The organism is Eudoraea adriatica DSM 19308 (assembly GCF_000382125.1).
GTDB lineage: Bacteria > Bacteroidota > Bacteroidia > Flavobacteriales > Flavobacteriaceae > Eudoraea > Eudoraea adriatica.
In genome coordinates, this window is the sequence record NZ_KB907550.1 from 37,582 (window position 1) to 58,153 (window position 20,572).

Genomic DNA, 20,572 nt, shown 5'->3' on the forward strand with positions numbered 1-20,572 from the left:
TAATAAAAAAGGCGGGCAATATTTGCCCGCCTTTTTGTTATGTTTGAAAGAAAACCTAATTCTGTTTTTCGGTAGATTCGGCTTTCCTGGATTCGAGTGCCTGTTTACTAAGACTTGCCAGATTAAAGTTAGGATCAAGTTTTAAGGCTTCATCAATAGTGGCAATTGCCACGTCAATATCATCCTTATTCATATTGTATTGGATAAGACCTTTTAAATGTAAGAAGGCGGCCCTAAGTGGGACTTCATACGGCTGCTGTCTTTCATAAAATGCATATTTCATTTCATCTGCAGCGTTAAGGATGCCATATTCAATATTGACGCTGGCACCTGCGTTATCCCCAACCTGAATCTTGAGATCTGCCAGTTCATAAGCCAAATAGGCGTTTGGCTGCCTGGAATATAATACCTCAAACTGTTCAAGGGCTCTTTTAGGCTGATTCAGCGCTTTCAATGAAATTGCCTTTACCTGGACCGCAAGATCTGAATCTGTATCGTTCTTTTCAATTCCAATAGTATTTAATGCCTGCAGATGCTGATTGTTATTGGCATATACATATGCAAGGGTATCTCTCCTTTCAATTGAAGGTGAAATCACATTCAGGTGAGTCAGCGCATTGATAATACCGGATATATCAGACTGTTTTTTCATTTCGGTATAATATGCCTCAAAATGCTTCTGCAGCTCTGTGGATGTTTGCGAATATCCGGTGTAAGAATATCCCAGACAAACAATAATAACAAATAAAAGTTTTTTCATTATCCCATAAATTTTGTGCGGCAAAACTAATACATTTTTTTTGGTCTTTATATAAGGAAACTCTTAAAAAATAGGTTCGTCGGCCCTTTTTAGGGTCTGGCAATTACTATTCGACCGGTCTCTGTTAATTTATTTTTGGTATGACCGGTTTCAGTATTTGCAGGGATAACAAAAAAGGTCGCCGCATGGCATCCTTTTAGTAATGGGATTATTGAGCAGAATTATTCATTGATTTCTGTATAAAAGCGGATATTTTTATTGAGGAAATTCCTGCTAATAATTATTTTTCCACTTTTATTGGATTCAGAGTTCAGATACTGGGGTCTCGGAAGCTTATTTTTATCTGCCATTTGTGAATAATAATCTTTTTTCAATGGGTGTTCGGGATAGACACCGTTAAAGATTTGATCCCACCACTTGTTTTCTATGACCGATTTAATCAGATGAATACAATCATTCAAGTGTATCAGGTTTACAGGATCATTTCCATTACTTAGGTTTTTCTTGCCGGAAAGCATTGTAACAGGATGTCTTTTTGGCCCAATAAGACCTCCAAATCGTATAATGGTAGTTTGAATGGATTTGTCTTTTTGAAAAATCTTTTCAACTTCAAGCAGTTGTTTGCCGGATTCAGTCACAGGCATGGGCGATGAATCTTCTGTTACCTCCCCTTCTGCATCGCCATATACCGAAGTACTGCTCACAAATAGTATTTTTTTAACACTTGATTTTCCTATTTCATCGTGAAAAAATTTCATCTTCAGCACGTAATTCTCAATGTTGTTGCCCCTTAGCCTGGGCGGCACATTTACAATAAGGACATCGAGTCCGTCCAGAAATTCTTTAATAGGCCCTTTTATCCCACCCTGTCCCAAAATAATCAGATAGGACATTATTCCTTCCTCTGCCAAAATGGACAGTTTTGAGTTATTGGTAGTGCTTCCACGTAAATGATAGCCATCTTGTATCAGAGATTTGGCCAGGGGTAACCCGAGCCATCCACATCCAATAATTCCAACAGTATTTTTCAAAATTTAATTGTTTTAATCAATAAAACGGCATCATTAAGAACAAAGGGCATCGGAATGAATTCTTTTCCTCTTTCAGGAACTGAAAATACAGGATTATTCAGCAGATCGTTGGAAGCTTCGTATAATGTTAGTTCTAATGATTCTTCTTTAGGGATCCTCAGCTGTATTTCGGTATAATCATTATTGCTTATGAAATGCGTAATTAGCTTTCTTCCTTTCCTGTTGTCCAGATAATAATCGGATAGTGCAACACTATTTATTTTGGCTTCCAAAATTCTTGTTTCATTTGTAAAGACATCCAATCTATTTACATCTCGTTGCGGGCTAATACGGAATTCCAATACGCGGTGCTCCCCAATTAGCGTATCTATAGTGACTTCAACTTTGGGCGGCAATAGTTCTTTTATTGGAGCATCTGCCACATAGGTAAAATCGGTATCGTATTTACTGCTAATGGTGGCAAGACCTTCGGGAATGGTTTTGTTTTCCCCCAGATATTGGGAAGTCCAGGAAGATAGGTCATTTTCATAAGTAGCCCATTGCGCTTTGTTTTTATCTGTATTAAGAATATACAAGAGACTTGTGGGCTTTGGATTTTCACTTTTATTACCTGAGTTTATATGGGCCGATACCATAAACCCCAGGAATAAAAGAAAAGACAAAGAGGCGATTCGTTTCTTATGTTTATAAGCTTCAAAAACCGGTAGGAGCAGAAAGAAGGTAAGGGTTGTAAGAACGGTAGATGCTACCAACATTTTTAAACCCAACCCTACAGGAAACATTTGAATAAAAGGGGTATATATCCAAATGGCCGGAAACGCCAGAACCACTAAAAAATACAGATTTGATTTTTCCTCTTGAACGCTTATCATTAATGACCCTAAAAGTGCATAAAGGGGTAATATAAAATAACTTGCGCCAGGCAAGTAGGATGTTAACCCCCAACTTATGATTAACCAAATGATTAGCGGAGCTACCAGTAGATTTGAAATTGGTATTTCCCTGTAATGGTGATAGACCCGGAAACAAACACCAAGGGAGAAAAGTACAAAGGCAATAATATACATATGTCCGTTGTACGTAAAGCCATGCAAAATATCATTATACTGAGGGTAAATCCACTTTAATGCAGACCAAGCATACCAGCCAGCGATTCCGTTTATAGCCAATGTAAGCAATAGGGGCAAGAACCCCCTGCCAATTTCTTTCAGATTAAGACGCTTTATTTTAAAACCGTAGAAAAGGAGCGCAACCAGCAAGACCAAAGCCAAATAGAACATGGGCCAAATCCAGTCAAAAGGGTATGAAATAAATTTGAATAAGGGCACATTAAAATATATAGAGTCGTTTAAGCTCTTTAAGTCGGTAAGGTCCGACTGGCTGAAATGGTGCAGGAGAGGCATTAAATAACTTCCCTGATGCGCCAGGGAATTCTTATCCAGGCGGTCATAGTTATCTAGCGCGGTATGGTAGTCATAATGGTCATCAATAAAGGCAAAATTAAAACCTTCAATATCCCTATCTTCCCTGAAAACAGTAAGATCTGTATCATTCGGGAGTAATTTATATACACTATATACCAGTGAATTTGCTACCGGATAATCAGGATCTGCTTTGGTAAACTCTTCTATTAATTTTTCATTTCCCCGGTTTGTTTCAATAAGCATATAGGATTGGCCGCCGCTACCGCGCGCTTCGAAATTCAAAACCAAACCTACGTCTTTTGCCCGGGGATGCCTGTTTACAAATAAGTCGGCACCATTTAAACCTAATTCTTCGGCGTCAGAAAAGAGAATAAGTATATCATTTTTAGGAATCGTATCACTTGCTAAATAAGCCCGGACACCTTCCAGTATGGTTGCAACTCCGCTCGCTGCATCACTTGCCCCCATAGAAGAGTGCGGGTTACTGTCATAATGCGAGAGCAGCACAAGGGTTTTTCCCGGCTGAGAGCCATTTATTCTGGCAATTATATTTTCCGCCTTACTAAAATTACCCCAATCTCCGGCAGTATATCCTTTTTGAGTTGAGGGTTCTAACCCCATTTGAGTTAATTGATCAATAATATATTTTTTTACCGTTTCATGGGCATCAAAGCCCACGGCATGTGGCTTTATAGATATGGCTTCAACATGTTCTAATGCCCGGTCAGTAGAAAAAGTGATATCAGGCTTGTCCAAATCCGACTTATATGTAGGCATTACAGTGTCAAAACTCAGGTAAATAGCCAATAGAATAAGGAGAAAGGAGATTGGCCGGACATATGTCTTCATAATTCGGAATTGATAGATAAAAGTATAAAATTCTGATGCTTTGGCTCATTTTACCGAATATATTTAATACTTATTCAGGAAATACGTATATTTAATATTAAGCAAATTCTGAAAAGGCATGGGAATAAAGAGTTTTATGGGCCGTAGAGCCAATGAAAGATCCAAAAAAAAGGAATATGATGCTCCTATCTTAGTGGAGGATTATATGACCAGGAAGTTAGTGACTTTTAGTCCCGATCAATCCATACTTGAGGTAATGGAATCCTTCGCAAAACACCATATTTCGGGAGGCCCGGTAATGGATGATAATGGTTTTCTGGTTGGGATTATATCTGAAGCAGATTGTATGAAGCAGATTTCTGAGAGCCGTTATTTTAACCAACCCATCCTGGATAAAAGCGTTGAGCGTTTTATGACAAAGAATGTGGAGACCATACCACACGATATGAGCATTTTTGATGCTGCAGGAATCTTTGACAGACACAATCGAAGAAGATTACCGGTTATGAAAGATGGTTTGCTTGTAGGTCAGATTAGTAGAAAAGACATCGTAATTGCTGCGCTCAAACTCAGTGGTGAAAACTGGAAATAACCCTTTTAAATTTAGAAGGCTGAAAGACTTTTTCCTTATCGGGATTTGGATATCTTAGAGTATTCTGTCTATTCTCGTTTAACAATCATGTAATAATCATTATCCAAAGGGAGGTAACCAAGGTCGTAAACAAAGTAATAGGTAGTGCCTTTTTTTGTTGTATACAGATTGGTTATATATTCAAAATCGAAACCTTTATCCATTAGACGTGTCTTAGTAGTGCGGGTTTTACCATCTTTTAGGGTAAAACTATCCAGGACTCTATAGTTTTTTCGAAGTCGGTTATTTATATTTCTTACAAGGTTTTTGCTATCCTTATTGAGTTTATTATTATACGCATTTCGGCAGTAGTCCGAGCAGAATTTTTTATCTACCCGGCCTTTAATTTTTTCCCCGCATTCAAGACATTTTTTTTCTTGCTGATGTTCCATGTTCGGTATAAGAAACGGCTACTCCCATAAATGTTTGGAGTAAGCCGGACTACTACATTATCGTATTTTCCAGGCAACCTCACAACTCCTTCTTTTAAGAATTTAGCCTTCTTAAGTTGATTTTGATCAGGCTCAATTTTAAAATTGAGGACTATATCAAATTACGCCTGCACCAGATTGGTTTCCTCAAAAATGAATACATTTAAATTCCATGATTCCAATTATGCATTGCTCTGGTTAACTTCTGTAAAGTTGACTTCAAATAATTTGTTCTCTTATAAGCGAATAATTTTAAGCGGTAACTGTAAAATTTACGCCTTTGTATGAAAGGGCCACAGGCTTTACTCCTCGAGGATGATTGCAGGTAACCCCAAATCTGTATACATCTTGTTATAGGACGCCATTTCGGTATTCACTATGGCTTTCTTCTCATTCTCATAGGTTTTCCAGTCATCCAAAAGATCGGCCAGCCTTTGTTTGGCACCTTGCGTTACTTTTGGATCTGAACTGTCTACAAAACCTTTCAGATGCATTAATTGGGCATTGAGTTGGTTGTTATAGTTAATGACATCCTGATAGGTTTTCTGATTGGGCTGAATAAGGTTTTGTTCCCAGCTGTCTATACGTTTAATTAGTCCCTTTCCTTTTTCCAGGAGATCTGTTGCAATTTCATTTTCCTTGAGCAGCTCTTCATAAGTTTTCAATTGTTTTTTTGCCGAACGCATTACTGCCACGGATTCATGAATGTTTTTAATTGTATTTTCAATCTGATCCAATACAAGCTGTTGTTCATCAAAATCAGCTTTGGAAGTCTTTACTTTTGGATTGGGCAGAATGCTTACTTCCGTCTCCACCACCTTGCCTTCTAAAGACAATCGAAGGACATAGTTGCCCGGAGCTACATGGGAACCCGAATAATTTCCATAAACAAATACATTATCCACTGCAGGGAGTGTTTCTTTTCGAAAATCCCATGTAAATCTGTTGTACCCTTTTTTTGAAGGTAAGACTGCCGGTTTAGATGGTCCGCCCGCCCAAGACTTAAATTCTTTTTGGTTTTTGTTGGTAACGGTCCTGATTAACTTTCCATTATGAAGTACATGCAATTCAAGATTCAGGCTATCCGAGTCCTCATTCAGATAATAATCAAAAGTAACCCCTTGTTTAGGGTTTTGACCCAGGCCCGGAACCGGTTTGTCCGAACTTCCACCAAAAAACAAATAAGTGTCTTTAGGTTTAAAGATAGACAGTGCAGTATTATCCATTGAACTATTCTGGATTGCCCCAAGATCATCTAAAATCCAAAATGATCTGCCTGCTGTAGCGGCTACGAGATCATTATCCTGAATTGTAAGGTCATTTATTGGGACTACAGGTAAATTTAGCTGAAAATGCTGCCAGTTTAAACCATCATTGAACGAAATATACAATCCGGTTTCTGTACCGGCATATAAAAGCCCCTGGCGCTTAGGATCTTCGCGAACAACGCGCACAAAAGTATGTTCGTCTGTTATTCCTTGTACTATTTTAGACCAGGTTTTGCCATAATCAGTAGTTTTAAATATGTATGGTTTTAAATCCATAAACTTATAACGCATTACCACTGCATATGCTGTGGCAGCATTGTGTGGAGATACCTCTATGCTATTAATAATACCTTCTTCCAGGCCTTCAGGAGTAACGTTTTCCCAATTTTCTCCGCTATTTTTAGTTATATGGATAAGTCCGTCATCACTACCGGCCCACAGCACTCCTTCTTCATGGGGCGATTCTACCAGGTACATCAGGGTGTTATAATTTTCCCCTCCTGCTGCTTCATTGGTGTAAGGGCCACCCCCGGGGCCTTGCCTGCTTTTGTCATTTCGGGTGAGATCAGGACTAATTACGGACCAATTAATACCTGCATCTGTGGTTTTAAAAACTACATTTCCAGCGTGATAAATAGTATTTCTGTCATGTGGGGAACTTATTATCGGGGCATTCCAGTTATAGCGAAATTTAAAGCTTTCCGGGGCATTTCCAAGAGCCAATTCCGGGTATTCCTTAATGGGTTTACCTTCCCTTGAGGCTCTTACCCATTTTTCTATAATCCCCTGATAACAACCGCCGAAAACAATTTCAGGATTATCAGGATCAAAAGCCAGATAGGCGCTTTCGCATCCGGCAACGGAGTACCAGTCTTTCCAGTCTATACCCGCATCATTGGTTCTGCTGGCAATTGCAATGGCAGAATTATCCTGTTGTCCACCATATACATTATAAGGCACCAGCTTGTCTGTTATTACCCTGTAAAACTGGGATGTAGGCTGATTTTGCTGTGTGCTCCAGCTTTTGCCACCATTATTGGAAACATTGGCACCTCCATCGTTCGAATTGATCATTTTTTGATTATCCAGAGGGTTTATCCATAGGTGATGGTTGTCTCCATGAGGAGTTGGTACCGAACTAAATGTTTTCCCGCCGTCAATAGATTTGGTTACCGGTGCATTGCAAACATAAACCAGATTTTCATCCTGAGGATCCGCAAATATTTCCATATAATACCAGGAGCGCGCAATATTTATGCGGTCTTTATTAACCTGCGACCATTTTTCACCTGCATTATCAGACCTGTAAACACCGCCTTTTTTTCCTTCTGCTTCCAACACGGCAAATACCCGTTCCGGATTTGCCCGGGAAACAGATATTCCGGCTTTTCCAAATTCTTCAGGCAGCCCGTCCTTTAATTTATTCCAGGTGGAACCTCCATCTGTGGATTTATAGAGACCGGAATTTTTCCCGCCTGATTGCATGGTCCAGGGATATCGGCTGTGTTCCCAGAAAGCCGCATATAGAATTAATGGGTTCTTCATGTCCATAGACAGGGAAGAAGCCCCTGTTGTGTTGTTTACAAATAAAACTTTTTCCCAGTTAGTGCCCCCGTCTTTTGACCTGTAGATTCCCCGGTCTTCAGAAGGGCCATATTGCGCTCCCTGGGCTCCAATAAAAACAATATCAGGATTTGTCGGATGTATTATCACATCTGAAATATGGCGGGTTTTATCCAGGCCAATATGCCTCCATGTCTTTCCGGCATCAGTAGATTTATAGACCCCATCACCCATGGAGGTCATTACTCCCCGGGCAGCGTGTTCTCCCATACCTGCCAGTACAATATTTGGATTGCTTTCTGAAACTGCAATGGCACCAACGGTTCCGGTTTTTAAAAACTTGTCGGAAATATTCTTCCAGCTAATACCGTCATCTGTGGTTTTCCAGATTCCACCGCCGGTGGCTCCCATATAGTAGGTCATGGGTTGACCAACCACACCACTGCTTGCTACGCTACGACCACCTCTGAATGGTCCAATATTTCGCCACTTCAGACCATGATAAAGAGAATCCTGAACCTCGAAATGAGTGTTAGTCGTTTTGGTTTTACGTTTTTGTGCCTGAACGCCAAAAGGAACCAGAAGCAGACTGACAAGAAATAGTTGGATGGTTTTCATATTAAAAAATAAGTGGTAAGATAATAAATGTTTACTTCAATTCTTTATAGATTTTCTGTATCTCCCGTCCTGACATTTGTCCTTCATACATAAGGAGGCTATACTTTAGAATAGTAGGATTTATTGTAGACACAGCGACACTTTTTCTTCCGGGATACACACAATTCTGCATGCTTTCTTTTTCTCTTAAGATCCAGTTTTCTTTATCCCCGGGAGATTCCTGGTGAGAGAATATGGCAATTCCCGAAGGGGCATTTTTATTGGTAAATGATCCAAAAATATTCATCCATCTTCCTGCTTCAACTGCGCTGTTTTGAGGGGTAACAACACCCTCGATGGATGAAAACCTTATATCTTCCGGAAGTTTCAGCCGCACAGAAAAACCGCCATAACCTTTTTCATCCTCTGAGCCCCCTATTTTTAAATTCTTTTCAAGAGCTAATAGTGCTATTTCAAACCGTACTATCCTATAATTTTCTTTCCTTGGGTATATACTGATCTTCGTATTTTCTAACAAGAAGGGTTTTTGAGCTCCCTCCGGGTTTATCCATTGCGGAGATTCCCAATGTGTGGAAACCATAAGGTTAAGATTTTCGCCGGACCTGGATATTTCAAACTCCTCTATATTCCATATAAAATCTCTACATTCCCAGGAATCTCCTATATTTTTATCTCCGATGACCACCTGATGCCATGCCCAAAAAACACCTCTGTGGTGGGGGTGATCCTCAGGAAAATCTTCAGTTATTACAGATCCATCAATTGCATAGAGCGGATGTATATAATTATTTCGTGAAAATTCTCCGTCGAGTGATTTTGCTTGTGTTTGATAAAAAAGTACGTTTTCAGCACCTTCTTTTATTTGTATGCCGGCCTCAGATTCGGTATAGGTTAATTGGGCAGTTCCATATAAAGGCACTAACAAAAAGCCCAAAAAACAGAGGCAGTAAAATCCTAACTTATAAGGTTGCGTCCGTTTAGTCATCGATAGCACTAAAAACCATCTGACGGAATTTCCAGGCTGTATTATCGTTTGTTGTGCCCTGGGTTTGTTTCATGAGGATTCCAATGACCTGCTCCTCAGGATCCGCGAAATACTGAGTGTTAAAATAACCACCCCAGTCAAAGGTGCCCTCACTGCCTATGCCACCGGAACCTTCTCCTTTTTGGTTTACCACACCAAACGCCAATCCGTAATGATTGGGTCCGTCTTTCCAGATATCACCAATTTGGTTAGCCATAATACTTCTAACGGTGGTTCGGCTCAACAGCCTGACGCCGTTTAATTCTCCCTTATTCAAATACATTTGAAGGAAAGTTGCATAATCTTTTGCGGTACTGGAAAGACCCGCTCCACCGGAAAAAAATCTTTTGGCACCTTTAATCGGGTAATCTGTATCATAGAAGGTAACCGGATATTTTTTCCATTCCCCGTCTACTTTGTGCTGAACTTTCACCAGACGATCATGTTTTGATTCTGGCAAATAGAACCAGGTGTCCGTCATGCCTAATGGATCAAATATGCGTGTTTTGAGAAACTGATCAAAGGGTAAACCCGATACTACTTCAATAAAGTAGCCCAGCACATCAAGGCCTTCGCTATATGTAAATTTCTCGCCCGGTGTATGGTGTAAAGGAAGGCTGGCAAGTTTCTTAACACTTTCCTCTATTGAAATATCTTCCGTTGTAAAGAGATCCGTAATACCGGCCTTATGATAAATTGCTTTGAATCTTGGATCACTGTCAATAACCCCATAGCCAATTCCGGAGGTATGGGTAATCAAATGTCTTATCGTTATTTCTTTTTCTGAGGGCACACTGGTATATGTCGTATCCTGTTCATTAAAGGTGTCCAGAATCCGGGCATTTTTAAATTCGGGAATGTATTTGGAAACAGGATCATCCAGTTTAAATTTGCCCTCTTCCCATAGCATCATTACCGCAGTTGAAGTTATGGCCTTAGTCTGTGAAGCGATTCGGAAGATAGCATCATTATAAATCTTAATTCCTGCCGAATTATCGGCCAGGCCGTAGGCGCTGTGGAAAACTATTTTTCCATCCCTTGCAATTAAAGCTACGGCTCCGGGAATATCACCATCCGTAACAGCTTTTTTGAGCATGTCATCTATCCGCTTCAGCCGTGTATCAGAAATTCCAACAGTTGCCGGGGGTGCCGGACTAAGATCCGGTGAAATTTTAACAGAGGGGGTTTGGGCAAAAACCATTGCCGTAAACATCAAACAAAAAAGGACATTAATATTTCTCATAATTCAATTTTAATTTTGCCCGCCTGCCCTGTCAGGAGATCGGGGTTTGGGCCATTCTCTTTGTATTCCTGTTTTCAGATTTGTTGGAAGTGTAGCCTTTTTCCTTGAGGTTTTATCAGGGTCTTCAGAAGCCATATAAGCAAGGATAGCGGTTAGAATAGCATTGTTCCGTACATCATCGAAAACAATCTTATCGTAAGTATCTAAATTAGTGTGCCAGGTATAATCTCCATAGCTCCAGCTTAGCGAGCTTAAGGAAAATGCGGGAACCCCCATAGCAACAAATGAGGCATAATCAGATCCTCCACTACCCGGAGATCCGGGAAATGTAGTTTCTATATGCTTTCGAATGTCATGAGGTACAGCCTGAAGCCAATGCTCCAGATAATCGTAGGCATCAAGGAATCCTTGTCCGGAAATTTGTACAACACGGCCTGTTCCGTTATCCTGATTAAATAGTGCCTGTAACCCTTTTACAACTTCGGGCCGGTCTTCAACGAAAGCACGAGATCCATTCAGGCCTTGTTCTTCACCGCCCCAAAGCCCCACTATAATTGTACGTTTGGGGTTAGGATATATTTCTTTGAGTATACGGGCAGCTTCCATCATCGTAATGGTACCGGTGCCATTATCGGTAGCACCGGTTGCGCCATCCCACGAATCAAAATGAGCAGAAAGAACTACGTACTCCTTAGGGAATTCAGTTCCGGGGATAGTGGCGATGGTATTAAATGTAGGGACCCTGCCCAATTCTTTTGATTTGGCCACTACTTTTAATACCGGCTTGTTGCCACTCTCAGCCATCCTGTATATCATTCCGTAATCCTCAACCGAAAGGTCTATTACAGGAATATTTTTGGTATTTGCATTAAATATTTTGTTGGCACCAAAACCTTCGGACCAATAGGATTCAATAATTCCTGCCGCACCTGCCTGTTCCAGAGCACCGTTTAGTGTAACCGTGTTATATCCGGTATTTCTTATTTGTTGATACCAGGCCCTGGTCTGTGCTTTCCTTTCGGTTTTCATTTTTTCAAAAGATTCTTCGGTAGCAAACTCTTCCCAGTTGTAGTCCGGACGACCGGTGGGTTGATTCATGGAAACAGTCACAAATTTTCCTTTGACATTAGGGAGCCAATTTGCAAAGGCCAGTGAATCTTCCACTGCCGGGAGGTTAATTACTTCAGCAGTTATCCCTGAATCTGCAGTGCCGGGACTCCAAGCAAGCTGCATACCCCGAAGGGAAGCTACCCTGGGAGAAACCAAATCTATATGTGTAATACCCCTTTCCCAGCCTCTCCAGGTACCCCACTCCTCATTACGGGCATCTATTCCCCATTTCTCAAAAGTAGCTACGGCCCAGTCGTGGGCTTTAGCCATCTGGGGTGTACCCACCAGGCGGGGCCCTATAACATCCATTAGTTCATGAGCTAGTTGTTCCAGCCTGGAATTTTCAATGGCCTCTTTTTTTATTTGATCCACGATTTCTTCTGTGGACTGGCCAATTAAAAGAGTAACGTTTAATAGTAAGAAACAAATAAACAGATGGGGTATTCTTAACATATTACAAAGTGTATTTCTGGAAAAGTAGTCTAATATAGGAATAATTGCATTTATAAGGACAGGCATTCTCCGAAATCAAACTATGCTTCCCGGTGTAAACTTCAATCTCGACCTACGAAATAGGCAGCTGTTATATTGTGGGCCAACTGAGTTTTTTAATGAAAATTGAAAGTTGGAGGCCATTAAAAACTGCTCATCAAGGATGTTTTTAACCATTGAAAGGACTTTTTTGGTATTGAAATACTTCCATTCTAATTTGCACGGTACTAAAAATAAAAACATCATGAAAAAACTTGGATTATTATTTACAATTGGGCTGGTGTTATTTTTTGTGTCTTGTGACACAGAACAGTTTGGGGAAAATGAATTGGATGCGACCAACTTAAAGAATTCTGAAGAGGATGCTGAAAAGGATGGCTGTGAAACGGGTTTTGCAATCTGCGCTCCTGAGATCTCCGCATGTTTTCTTGACGAGGGCTTTAACCGATGGGGCTGGACAATAGGTCCGGTTGCATCCTGGAATGGGAACCACACATATAGAATTTATGCCGGAGCAGGTCAATGTGACACCTCGAAAGGTGAAGTAGCCGGGAAAGTAATACTTAATTATTTCAATGGAGTTGCTCAGGTTGATTTCATAGCTGAGGATGGCTATGTATTTAAGGAAACACATCTTTATATTGGAAATGATCAGTTTCCAATGCAGAGACGGGGTAATAGAGAGGTGCCCACGGTAGCCCCCGGTCAATATCCCTATAAGCATGGTAATTTGGACAATGTTGCTATGGATTCATATACTGTTGATGGATTATCAGGCGATGTATATTTAATCGCTCACTCAGTAGTTTGTATAGATTTGGACTGACCAAGGATTATTTAAATAACAATTTAACCCCGCCTCAGGCGGGGTTTCTTTTTACTTCGATTTATGTTGTAATACAGGGCAGAAGATTACAAACGACTACAAACGTTTACAAACGAAAATAAATACTTCCTAACCGAGTAACGCAAAACCCCTGTTCTATGTTTGTGGTGTCGGAGAATAAGACCCGATAGTATTAACTGTTTAATCCTTAAAATTAGAAATTATGAACGCACTTAGAAACAAAGTACAGTTGATTGGTAACCTGGGGCAGGACCCTGAAATCGTTAATCTTGACAATGGTGGTAAACTGGCCAAATTTTCAGTGGCTACCAATGAGATTTACAAGAACGGCAAAGGCGAAAAGGTAACAGATACCCAATGGCACAATGTAGTGGCCTGGGGTAAAACTGCGGAGATTGTGGAAAATTACCTGGCCAAAGGCAATGAGGTGGCTGTAGAAGGCAAGCTTGTTCATCGCTCTTATGAAAATAAAGAAGGTGAAAAAAGATACATCACCGAGATAAAATGCAATGAATTGGTGATGTTGGGAAAATAATTACCATCCCCTGAATTTTAATAAGCGGAATTTTAATTGCCGCTGTAAAAGAGGATCTGAAAGATCCTCTTTTTATTGTTGCGCACCTGCTGCTGCGCTTTCAACAGTAATTTGCTGTACATCCCTGTCAAAAAGGTATAGCCCCCCTTTATCATTTCCAATAAGGTTGATTTTATCTAAAATGGTACGAGCAAGCGCTTCCTCTTCAATTTGTTCGGCAACATACCATTGAAGAAAATTATGGGTTGCATAATCTTTTTCCTCAAGGGCCACATGTACCAACTCATTGATGCTTTTGGAGACAAAAACTTCATGATCATATAAATCCTCAAACATCTTTTGAAATGAATCAAAAACAGCTTTGGGCTCCTTTAACGCAGATATTGTGGACTTCCCTCCACGTTCATTTACATATTTAATGAGTTTTAACATATGCAATCTTTCTTCATCGGAATGTTTATACATAAATAAAGAAATTCCTTCGAGCCCTTTTACTTCTGCCCATGAAGCCATCGACAAATAAACCTGTGAAGATTCTGCCTCAATCCTGATTTGATCGTTCAGGGCTTTTTCCATTTTTTTTGAAAGCATGATAATTGTTTTTATCAAAGTTACAAAATCTAGTAATGAGGGACTTTTAAAACAACAATATTTTAATATTTCTGAGAGCTATAAATGAAAATAATTATCTCGCCAGGACAATCAAAGCCAGACCGATTATATAAACCAATAGCATTATATTGAGAAGCCTGGGAACATCTTTTGGGGCGCCTTTAAATTCTTTCCAGACGAAAATACCCCATAAGGCCGCTACGACAGTAGCTCCCTGACCTAAACCGTAAGAAATGGCAGGTCCGGCTTTGTCTGATGCCAAAATACTAAAAGACATTCCGATACACCAAATGGCACCACCAAGTACACCCATTAGGTGGTTTTTGCCACCACCATTAAAATAGTCCTTAAAACTTACGGGTTTTCCTTCGAATGGTTTCCGCATCAGGAATGTGTTAAAAATAAAATTGCTGGCCAGAATTCCGATTGCAAAAATAAATACAGCAGTATACGGGCTTAATTTTCCATCAATGGGATTACTAAATTCTGGAAACATGGAATTGGCCACGTATTTATAAAAGAAACCCATTAACAATCCGGCAATAATTGCTAATACCAGTCCTTTAGTAGGAACCTTGTCCTGACTTGCAGAAAGTTTTTTATAAGCATTTGCATTAAGCAGCATAGCAATAACGATAAGTGCCACTCCACCAAAAAGCATAGTCGGATTCCCAACAGGAATATCCAGATAATTTACAACGACACCTATGACTAATGCAAGGCCTATTCCAACCGGGAAGGCTACAGACATGCCGGCGATTGTAATTGCTGCAACGAGCAGGATATTCGCTGCGTTAAATAAAATTCCTCCCAAAAAAGCAGAACCTAAATTCCCGGGCTCTGCCTGCAACAAGTCTTCCAAAAAAGGACGACCAGCATCCCCGCTATTTCCTGCAGTTAGGGCCAGAAATAACGAAAAAAGCACTATCCCAAAAACATAATCCCAGTAAAAAAGTTCGAAACGCCAGTCGGCTGAAGCCAGTTTTTGCGTATTTGCCCATGAACCCCAGGCCAACATGGTAATAATACAAAAGAAAACAGCGATGGGGTACGATTCTATGATGAACATATTATTTAAGATTAGTTGATTTCATTGACAAAAGGAGCGGAGGTCTGAGCGCCCATTTTAGTGACAGATATTGCAGCCGCTTTATTGGCGAATTCGATACTTTCTTTCCAGGACAAATTTTGTGAAAGACAGACTGCCAGAGCCCCGTTAAATACATCACCTGCCGCTGTGGTATCTATTGCATTTACTTTTTGCGATTTAACTGTAAAATGTAATTCCCTATTCATAAAAAAAGCACCCTTACTGCCCATTGTTATTATTACATTTTTTACCCTTTTTGTAAAAAAGGCCTTGCAGGCCGCGATTGCCGATGACTCGTCTGTAACTTCGATGCCTGTAAGAATTCTGGTCTCAGTTTCATTAGGGGTAATAAGATATAAGTCTTCCAGAATATCGTTGGGCAGATTCCGGGCGGGGGCCGGATTAATGATCAGTTTTTGATTAAATTCCCGGCAATGATCTGCCAATTGGCTAACTATTGGGATAGGAGTTTCTAACTGAGTTAAAATGATATCTGCGCCCTTGAGTAGACCAGATACACTTTTTAAATGTGCTTTTGTCAATAGGTTATTTGCACCCGATGCAACAACAATCTCGTTTTCACCTTCGGAATTTACAGTAATTAATGCCACACCGGAAGGTTCACCTTTTACAATTAAAGCCCCTTTAATGTTTATTCCTTCTTTTTTATATCCTTCAAGGGCATTTTCACCAAAAATATCATCTCCTACACAACAAATAAAATTTATCTTACCCCCTAAACGCGAGGCAGCCACAGCCTGATTGGCACCTTTTCCGCCGGGGAACATAAAAAAATCACCACCAAGGATTGTTTCTCCCGGTTCAGGAAATCGTGGCGTTTTAACCACCATATCTGTATTAGAACTCCCAACGACAACAATTTCTGGCATTTCTGTTTTTTTATTTGGAAACTAAAACCGGGTTCTTAAGGCTATTGTAAAAATCTTCCAGGATTTCTTCCTTTTTGAAGTTTTCCCAAACTGTAATTTTACGCTGATTATCCGGGCGTTCAATCCATTCATTATTAATAAAAATTGGAGCAGGAATTAGTTTAGGCTCCCCCCAGCTTTTGTTTTTTAAAATAGCTACTGCAACCATATCAAAAAGTGGTCTTGAGGGCGGATCGCCATGATAGTCAATATATTCAAACAGGCTTACAGAATAGTCTCCGAAAGTACTAAAAGAACCACCATGCCTGCCAATAATGGGCTCTTTGGCAATTGGACCCAGACCGGGCATTTTTTGATTAATTTCTTCCTTCGTAACCTTAACGGCATCAGTGCCGGAGGGTTTGCCATAGCGCACGGTAACCATTTCAAAGGGTATGGTGCTGTTTAGCACATAATTCATTGCTATAGTATCATTGTCCTGGTTGTATTCTCCCGGTTCGGGATAGTTAGACCCAAGCCAAACTATTTTGGTTCGTTCCGCAAAGGAGGGATCCTTCTTTAAAGCCAAAGCTATGTTTGTGAGTTTGCCTACTGCAACAATAATTAAGGAATCTTGTTCTGTTGCCTCAAGGATTTCATCTACTCCTTCCCGGCCATCAAAATTATCCGGATCCCACGCATTCGTTATTTCGGCAAAATTACCATTAGCACCTTTAAGCAATGGAATCTCCTGGTTTAAATTACATAATTTTATCACCCGCAGCGCTTCATCATAATGGCCCTGTATATCTCCGCCATTATATGTAGCATTCACAGTAACAGAGTTAACATTAAAAGTATCGCCATTAAATAGTAAATATGCCAGGGCATGCTGGTCATCCAATTCGTTATTGGCGTCCGTGTCAAAAATTACATTTATTTTAGAAGGCGTAATTTTCGTTTTTGCCATAGTTTTTGTGTCTTTTTTTTTATTCACACAACTGCTGCCGAAAAAGCTAAGTATTAGAATGCCTAAAATGAAAGTAATGTTGGTGATTTGACTTAGCCTCAATTTCATATATGTGCTGTTTGGTTTGTGGGGTTAAAATACAAAATAAGTTGAAAGTGGAATGATAAGATTATGTCATCTATTTCCAGGATTCAGAAATACATCTGCTGTGCTAATCGAAATGTATTTGCATGGGCTTCCACAATCTTTTTAATATCACTGGAATAACCACCACCCATGCTGCACTGAACAGGTATTTGATATTGAAGGCATCTTTCCAAAACCAATTCATCACGCTTTTTACAACCTTCCAAAGACAGGGATAGGGTCCCTAATTTGTCTGTCTCCAGAATATCTACACCGCAAAGATAGAAGACGAATTCCGGACGGACCTCCCTGAAAAGGTTGGTTAGTGCATCTTTTAAAACTGATAGGTATTCCAGGTCTGTTGTTCCCTTTTTTAAAGCGATATCCAGGTCCGATGACTCTTTTTTAAATGGATAATTATTGGCGCCGTGCATGGAGAAAGTAAAGACCGAGGGATCATCTTTAAAAATCTCAGCAGTACCGTTACCCTGGTGTACATCCAAATCAATAATTAAGATTTGATCCGCGAGTTTTTTGGATTGAAGGTACCGGGCCCCAATAGCCTGATCATTTAGCATGCAAAAGGCTTCACCCCTGCTGGAAAAGGCATGATGCGTTCCACCGGCAATATTCATTGCAATACCTTTCTTAAGGGAAAACTCGCAGGCTTTCATAGTGCCGTCTGCTATGATTCGTTCCCGTTCAACCAACTGTTCACTTAGCGGAAAACCAATTTTTCGTGCTTCTTTATACGGTATTTTCAGATTGAGCAGATCGTAATAATACACCGGGTCATGTACGGCAACAAGGTATTTGTCGTTTGGCAGGCAGGGCTCAAAAAAATTGTCCGAAGTACAGGTCCCTTCATAAATGAGCTGTTGAGGCAACAGCTCATATTTGATCATCGGAAAGCGATGCCCCTGCGGTAAAGGATGATTGTAAATGGGGTGATAGGCTATCTTCAGCACTATCTTAATTTATGGTCTCTCCGTTTTTAACCCCTTTTTCATCTGAGTTGAGAAAAACTAATTTACCTTCCTTATTTTCAGTCATTAAGATCATGCCTTCACTTTCTACTCCTCTTAATGCCCTGGGGGCGAGATTAACTAAGACGGTTACTTGTCTTCCTATGATTTCCTCGGGGCTAAAACTTTCAGCAATACCAGAAACGATTGTCCGCGTATCTATTCCCGTATCGACCTTAAGAACCATAAGCTTTTTAGTTTTTGGCATTTTTTCTGCTTCCAGAATTGTACCCACACGCAAGTCCATTTTGGTAAAATCTTCGAAATTTATGGTCTCTTTTTGTGGCATAATCTTTTTGTTTTCAGATTCGTTGACTTTTTTTGTTGCTTCCAGTTTACTCAGTTGTGCATTTATTTCACTGTCTTCTACTTTTCGGAACAGCAATTCGGGCTCACCAATTTGGTGGCCATTGGGGAGAAGATTCTCTTTTTTTGATACATCAGGCCAGGAGAGCTGAACAAGAGTTGAATTCTCAGGAGCTGAAGCTTCTTCTACGGCTAAAATTCGTTTCAGCTTAGACGAAGTAAAAGGCAGGAAAGGCTCGGCAAGAACGGCAAGTGCAGCCGCTATCTGAAGCGCTATATACATAATAGTCTGCACCCTTTCTTTATCCTCTTTGATAACCTTCCACGGTTCTTCGTCTGCAAGATATTTATTGCCAAGGCGCGCAAGGTTCATTAGTTCCTGACTTGCTTCACGAAAGCGGTAGCGTTCAATGGAGTCTGAAATAATCCCGGGGAATGTTTTAAAATTATCTAAAGTGTCTTTATCAATTTGTGTAAATTCATTTGGTTCAGGAACCACACCATCGAAATATTTGTTGGTAAGCACCACAACCCTGTTTATAAAATTTCCAAAAATAGCGACCAGTTCATTGTTATTGCGCGCCTGGAAATCTTTCCATGTAAAGTCGTTGTCCTTGGTTTCCGGAGCATTTGCCGTAAGTGTATAGCGCAGAACATCCTGCATATCGGGGAATTCTTCCAAATACTCGTGAAGCCAAACGGCCCAGTTTTTAGATGTAGATAATTTATTCCCCTCCAGGTTAAGAAATTCATTGGCCGGGACATTATCAGGCAGAATATAGTCCTTGTGGGCCTTTAGCATACTGGGAAAAATAATACAGTGGAAAACAATATTGTCCTTGCCAATAAAGTGCACCAGTTTGGTGTCTTTTGCCTTCCAGTATAGTTCCCAGTCTTTGCCTGTTCTGGCGGCCCATTCTTTGGTAGATGAAATATATCCTATTGGGGCATCAAACCAAACGTAAAGTACTTTCCCTTCACCGCCTTTTACGGGAACAGGAATTCCCCAATCCAGATCTCGCGTTACGGCCCTTGGCTTTAGACCATCATCTATCCATGATTTGCATTGCCCGTAAACATTGGGTTTCCAATCTTTTTTATGACCATCTATGATCCATTCTTTTAAAAATGTTTCATATCTGTCTAAAGGCAGGAACCAATGTTTTGTATTTTTGAGGGTTGGAATGGCCCCGGAGATTGTTGATTTCGGATTTATCAGGTCTGTGGCATTAAGTGAAGAACCACAGTTTTCACATTGATCGCCATAGGCCTCTTCGTAACCGCATTTTGGGCAGGTTCCGATTACAAAGCGGTCTGCTAGAAACTGTTGTGCTTCTTCATCGTAAAGCTGAGCGGTTTCTTCTTCCAGGAAATCGCCCTGTTCGTATAAGGTTTTAAAAAATTCTCCGGCCGTTTCATGGTGAATCTGAGCCGAGGTACGGGAATAGTTATCAAATGAAATTCCAAAATCTGCAAACGATTTTTTTATAATTCCATGGTATTTATCAATAAGTTCTTTTGGAGAAACCCCTTCTTTTTTAGCCTTCATTGGTATTGCCACACCATGCTCGTCACTTCCACAGACAAAGGCCACATCATTCCCTGTTAACCTAAGGTATCTTGCATAGATATCTGCGGGGACGTATACCCCTGCCAGGTGCCCAATATGAATAGGTCCATTAGTATAAGGTAAAGCTGCAGTAATTGTATATCTGGCAGGTTTATTAAGGTGTTCCGACATCAAAAAT

17 protein-coding genes are annotated in these 20,572 nt (G+C 40.3%); 3 read left to right on the top strand and 14 right to left on the bottom strand.

Annotation, left to right across the window (positions count from 1 at the left end; all coding sequences use genetic code 11):
- Positions 1 to 55 precede the first annotated feature (55 nt).
- The 3 genes from G504_RS0112120 to G504_RS0112130 form a co-directional block, all read right to left on the bottom strand.
- Positions 56 to 760 (bottom strand): hypothetical protein, encoded by a 705-nt coding sequence (locus G504_RS0112120; RefSeq protein WP_019670451.1) that lies wholly within the window; start codon positions 758 to 760, stop codon positions 56 to 58.
- Positions 761 to 981: 221 nt separating this feature from the next.
- Positions 982 to 1,791, bottom strand: coding sequence for an NAD(P)-binding domain-containing protein (locus tag G504_RS0112125; protein WP_019670452.1), 810 nt, complete (start codon positions 1,789 to 1,791; stop codon positions 982 to 984).
- Positions 1,788 to 4,064, bottom strand: coding sequence for a M28 family peptidase (locus G504_RS0112130; protein ID WP_026348549.1), 2,277 nt, complete (start codon positions 4,062 to 4,064; stop codon positions 1,788 to 1,790). Before G504_RS0112130 ends, G504_RS0112125 begins: the two co-directional genes overlap by 4 nt.
- Positions 4,065 to 4,182: 118 nt before the next feature.
- Here G504_RS0112130 and G504_RS0112135 point away from each other — a divergent pair, with 118 nt between their 5' ends.
- On the top strand, positions 4,183 to 4,656 hold the full coding sequence (locus G504_RS0112135; RefSeq protein ID WP_019670454.1) for a CBS domain-containing protein: 474 nt from the start codon (positions 4,183 to 4,185) through the stop codon (positions 4,654 to 4,656).
- Positions 4,657 to 4,724: 68 nt separating this feature from the next.
- On the opposite strand, the gene G504_RS0112140 is transcribed toward G504_RS0112135, so the two are convergent.
- The 5 genes from G504_RS0112140 to G504_RS0112160 all read right to left on the bottom strand — a co-directional run bounded on the left by G504_RS0112140 (position 4,725) and on the right by G504_RS0112160 (position 12,405).
- On the bottom strand, positions 4,725 to 5,087 hold the full coding sequence (locus G504_RS0112140) for a hypothetical protein (protein WP_019670455.1): 363 nt from the start codon (positions 5,085 to 5,087) through the stop codon (positions 4,725 to 4,727).
- Between the two features lie 341 nt (positions 5,088 to 5,428).
- Positions 5,429 to 8,575: a VPS10 domain-containing protein gene (locus G504_RS0112145; protein WP_019670456.1), complete on the bottom strand. Its 3,147-nt coding sequence runs from the start codon at positions 8,573 to 8,575 to the stop codon at positions 5,429 to 5,431.
- Between the two features lie 31 nt (positions 8,576 to 8,606).
- The gene (locus tag G504_RS0112150) at positions 8,607 to 9,509 is read right to left on the bottom strand and encodes a DUF6807 family protein (RefSeq protein WP_040444202.1); all 903 of its coding nucleotides are present in this window, start codon (positions 9,507 to 9,509) and stop codon (positions 8,607 to 8,609) included.
- A gap of 43 nt (positions 9,510 to 9,552) precedes the next feature.
- On the bottom strand, positions 9,553 to 10,842 hold the full coding sequence (locus G504_RS0112155) for a serine hydrolase domain-containing protein (RefSeq protein WP_026348550.1): 1,290 nt from the start codon (positions 10,840 to 10,842) through the stop codon (positions 9,553 to 9,555).
- A 9-nt stretch (positions 10,843 to 10,851) separates the two neighbouring features.
- A complete protein-coding gene (locus tag G504_RS0112160) occupies positions 10,852 to 12,405 on the bottom strand; it encodes a M20/M25/M40 family metallo-hydrolase (RefSeq protein WP_019670459.1) in 1,554 nt (517 codons plus the stop codon).
- A 283-nt stretch (positions 12,406 to 12,688) separates the two neighbouring features.
- Here G504_RS0112160 and G504_RS0112165 point away from each other — a divergent pair, with 283 nt between their 5' ends.
- Positions 12,689 to 13,270, top strand: coding sequence for a hypothetical protein (locus G504_RS0112165; protein ID WP_157473328.1), 582 nt, complete (start codon positions 12,689 to 12,691; stop codon positions 13,268 to 13,270).
- A 223-nt stretch (positions 13,271 to 13,493) separates the two neighbouring features.
- The gene (locus G504_RS0112170; protein WP_019670461.1) at positions 13,494 to 13,826 is read left to right on the top strand and encodes a single-stranded DNA-binding protein; all 333 of its coding nucleotides are present in this window, start codon (positions 13,494 to 13,496) and stop codon (positions 13,824 to 13,826) included.
- Positions 13,827 to 13,898: 72 nt separating this feature from the next.
- On the opposite strand, the gene G504_RS0112175 is transcribed toward G504_RS0112170, so the two are convergent.
- From G504_RS0112175 to metG, 6 genes are all read right to left on the bottom strand, one after another.
- On the bottom strand, positions 13,899 to 14,417 hold the full coding sequence (locus G504_RS0112175) for a ferritin (RefSeq protein ID WP_019670462.1): 519 nt from the start codon (positions 14,415 to 14,417) through the stop codon (positions 13,899 to 13,901).
- A gap of 94 nt (positions 14,418 to 14,511) precedes the next feature.
- Complete coding sequence (locus G504_RS0112185; RefSeq protein WP_026348551.1) at positions 14,512 to 15,507, bottom strand: GRP family sugar transporter; 996 nt, start codon at positions 15,505 to 15,507, stop codon at positions 14,512 to 14,514.
- Between the two features lie 11 nt (positions 15,508 to 15,518).
- Positions 15,519 to 16,418, bottom strand: a complete 900-nt coding sequence (gene rbsK, locus G504_RS0112190; RefSeq protein WP_019670465.1) for a ribokinase — start codon at positions 16,416 to 16,418, stop codon at positions 15,519 to 15,521.
- A 10-nt stretch (positions 16,419 to 16,428) separates the two neighbouring features.
- Complete coding sequence (locus tag G504_RS0112195) at positions 16,429 to 17,367, bottom strand: nucleoside hydrolase (protein ID WP_157473331.1); 939 nt, start codon at positions 17,365 to 17,367, stop codon at positions 16,429 to 16,431.
- Positions 17,368 to 17,558: 191 nt separating this feature from the next.
- Positions 17,559 to 18,461: a histone deacetylase family protein gene (locus tag G504_RS0112200; RefSeq protein ID WP_026348552.1), complete on the bottom strand. Its 903-nt coding sequence runs from the start codon at positions 18,459 to 18,461 to the stop codon at positions 17,559 to 17,561.
- Positions 18,462 to 18,465: 4 nt separating this feature from the next.
- Complete coding sequence (gene metG / locus G504_RS0112205; RefSeq protein WP_019670468.1) at positions 18,466 to 20,565, bottom strand: methionine--tRNA ligase; 2,100 nt, start codon at positions 20,563 to 20,565, stop codon at positions 18,466 to 18,468.
- Between the last annotated feature and the right edge of the window lie 7 nt (positions 20,566 to 20,572).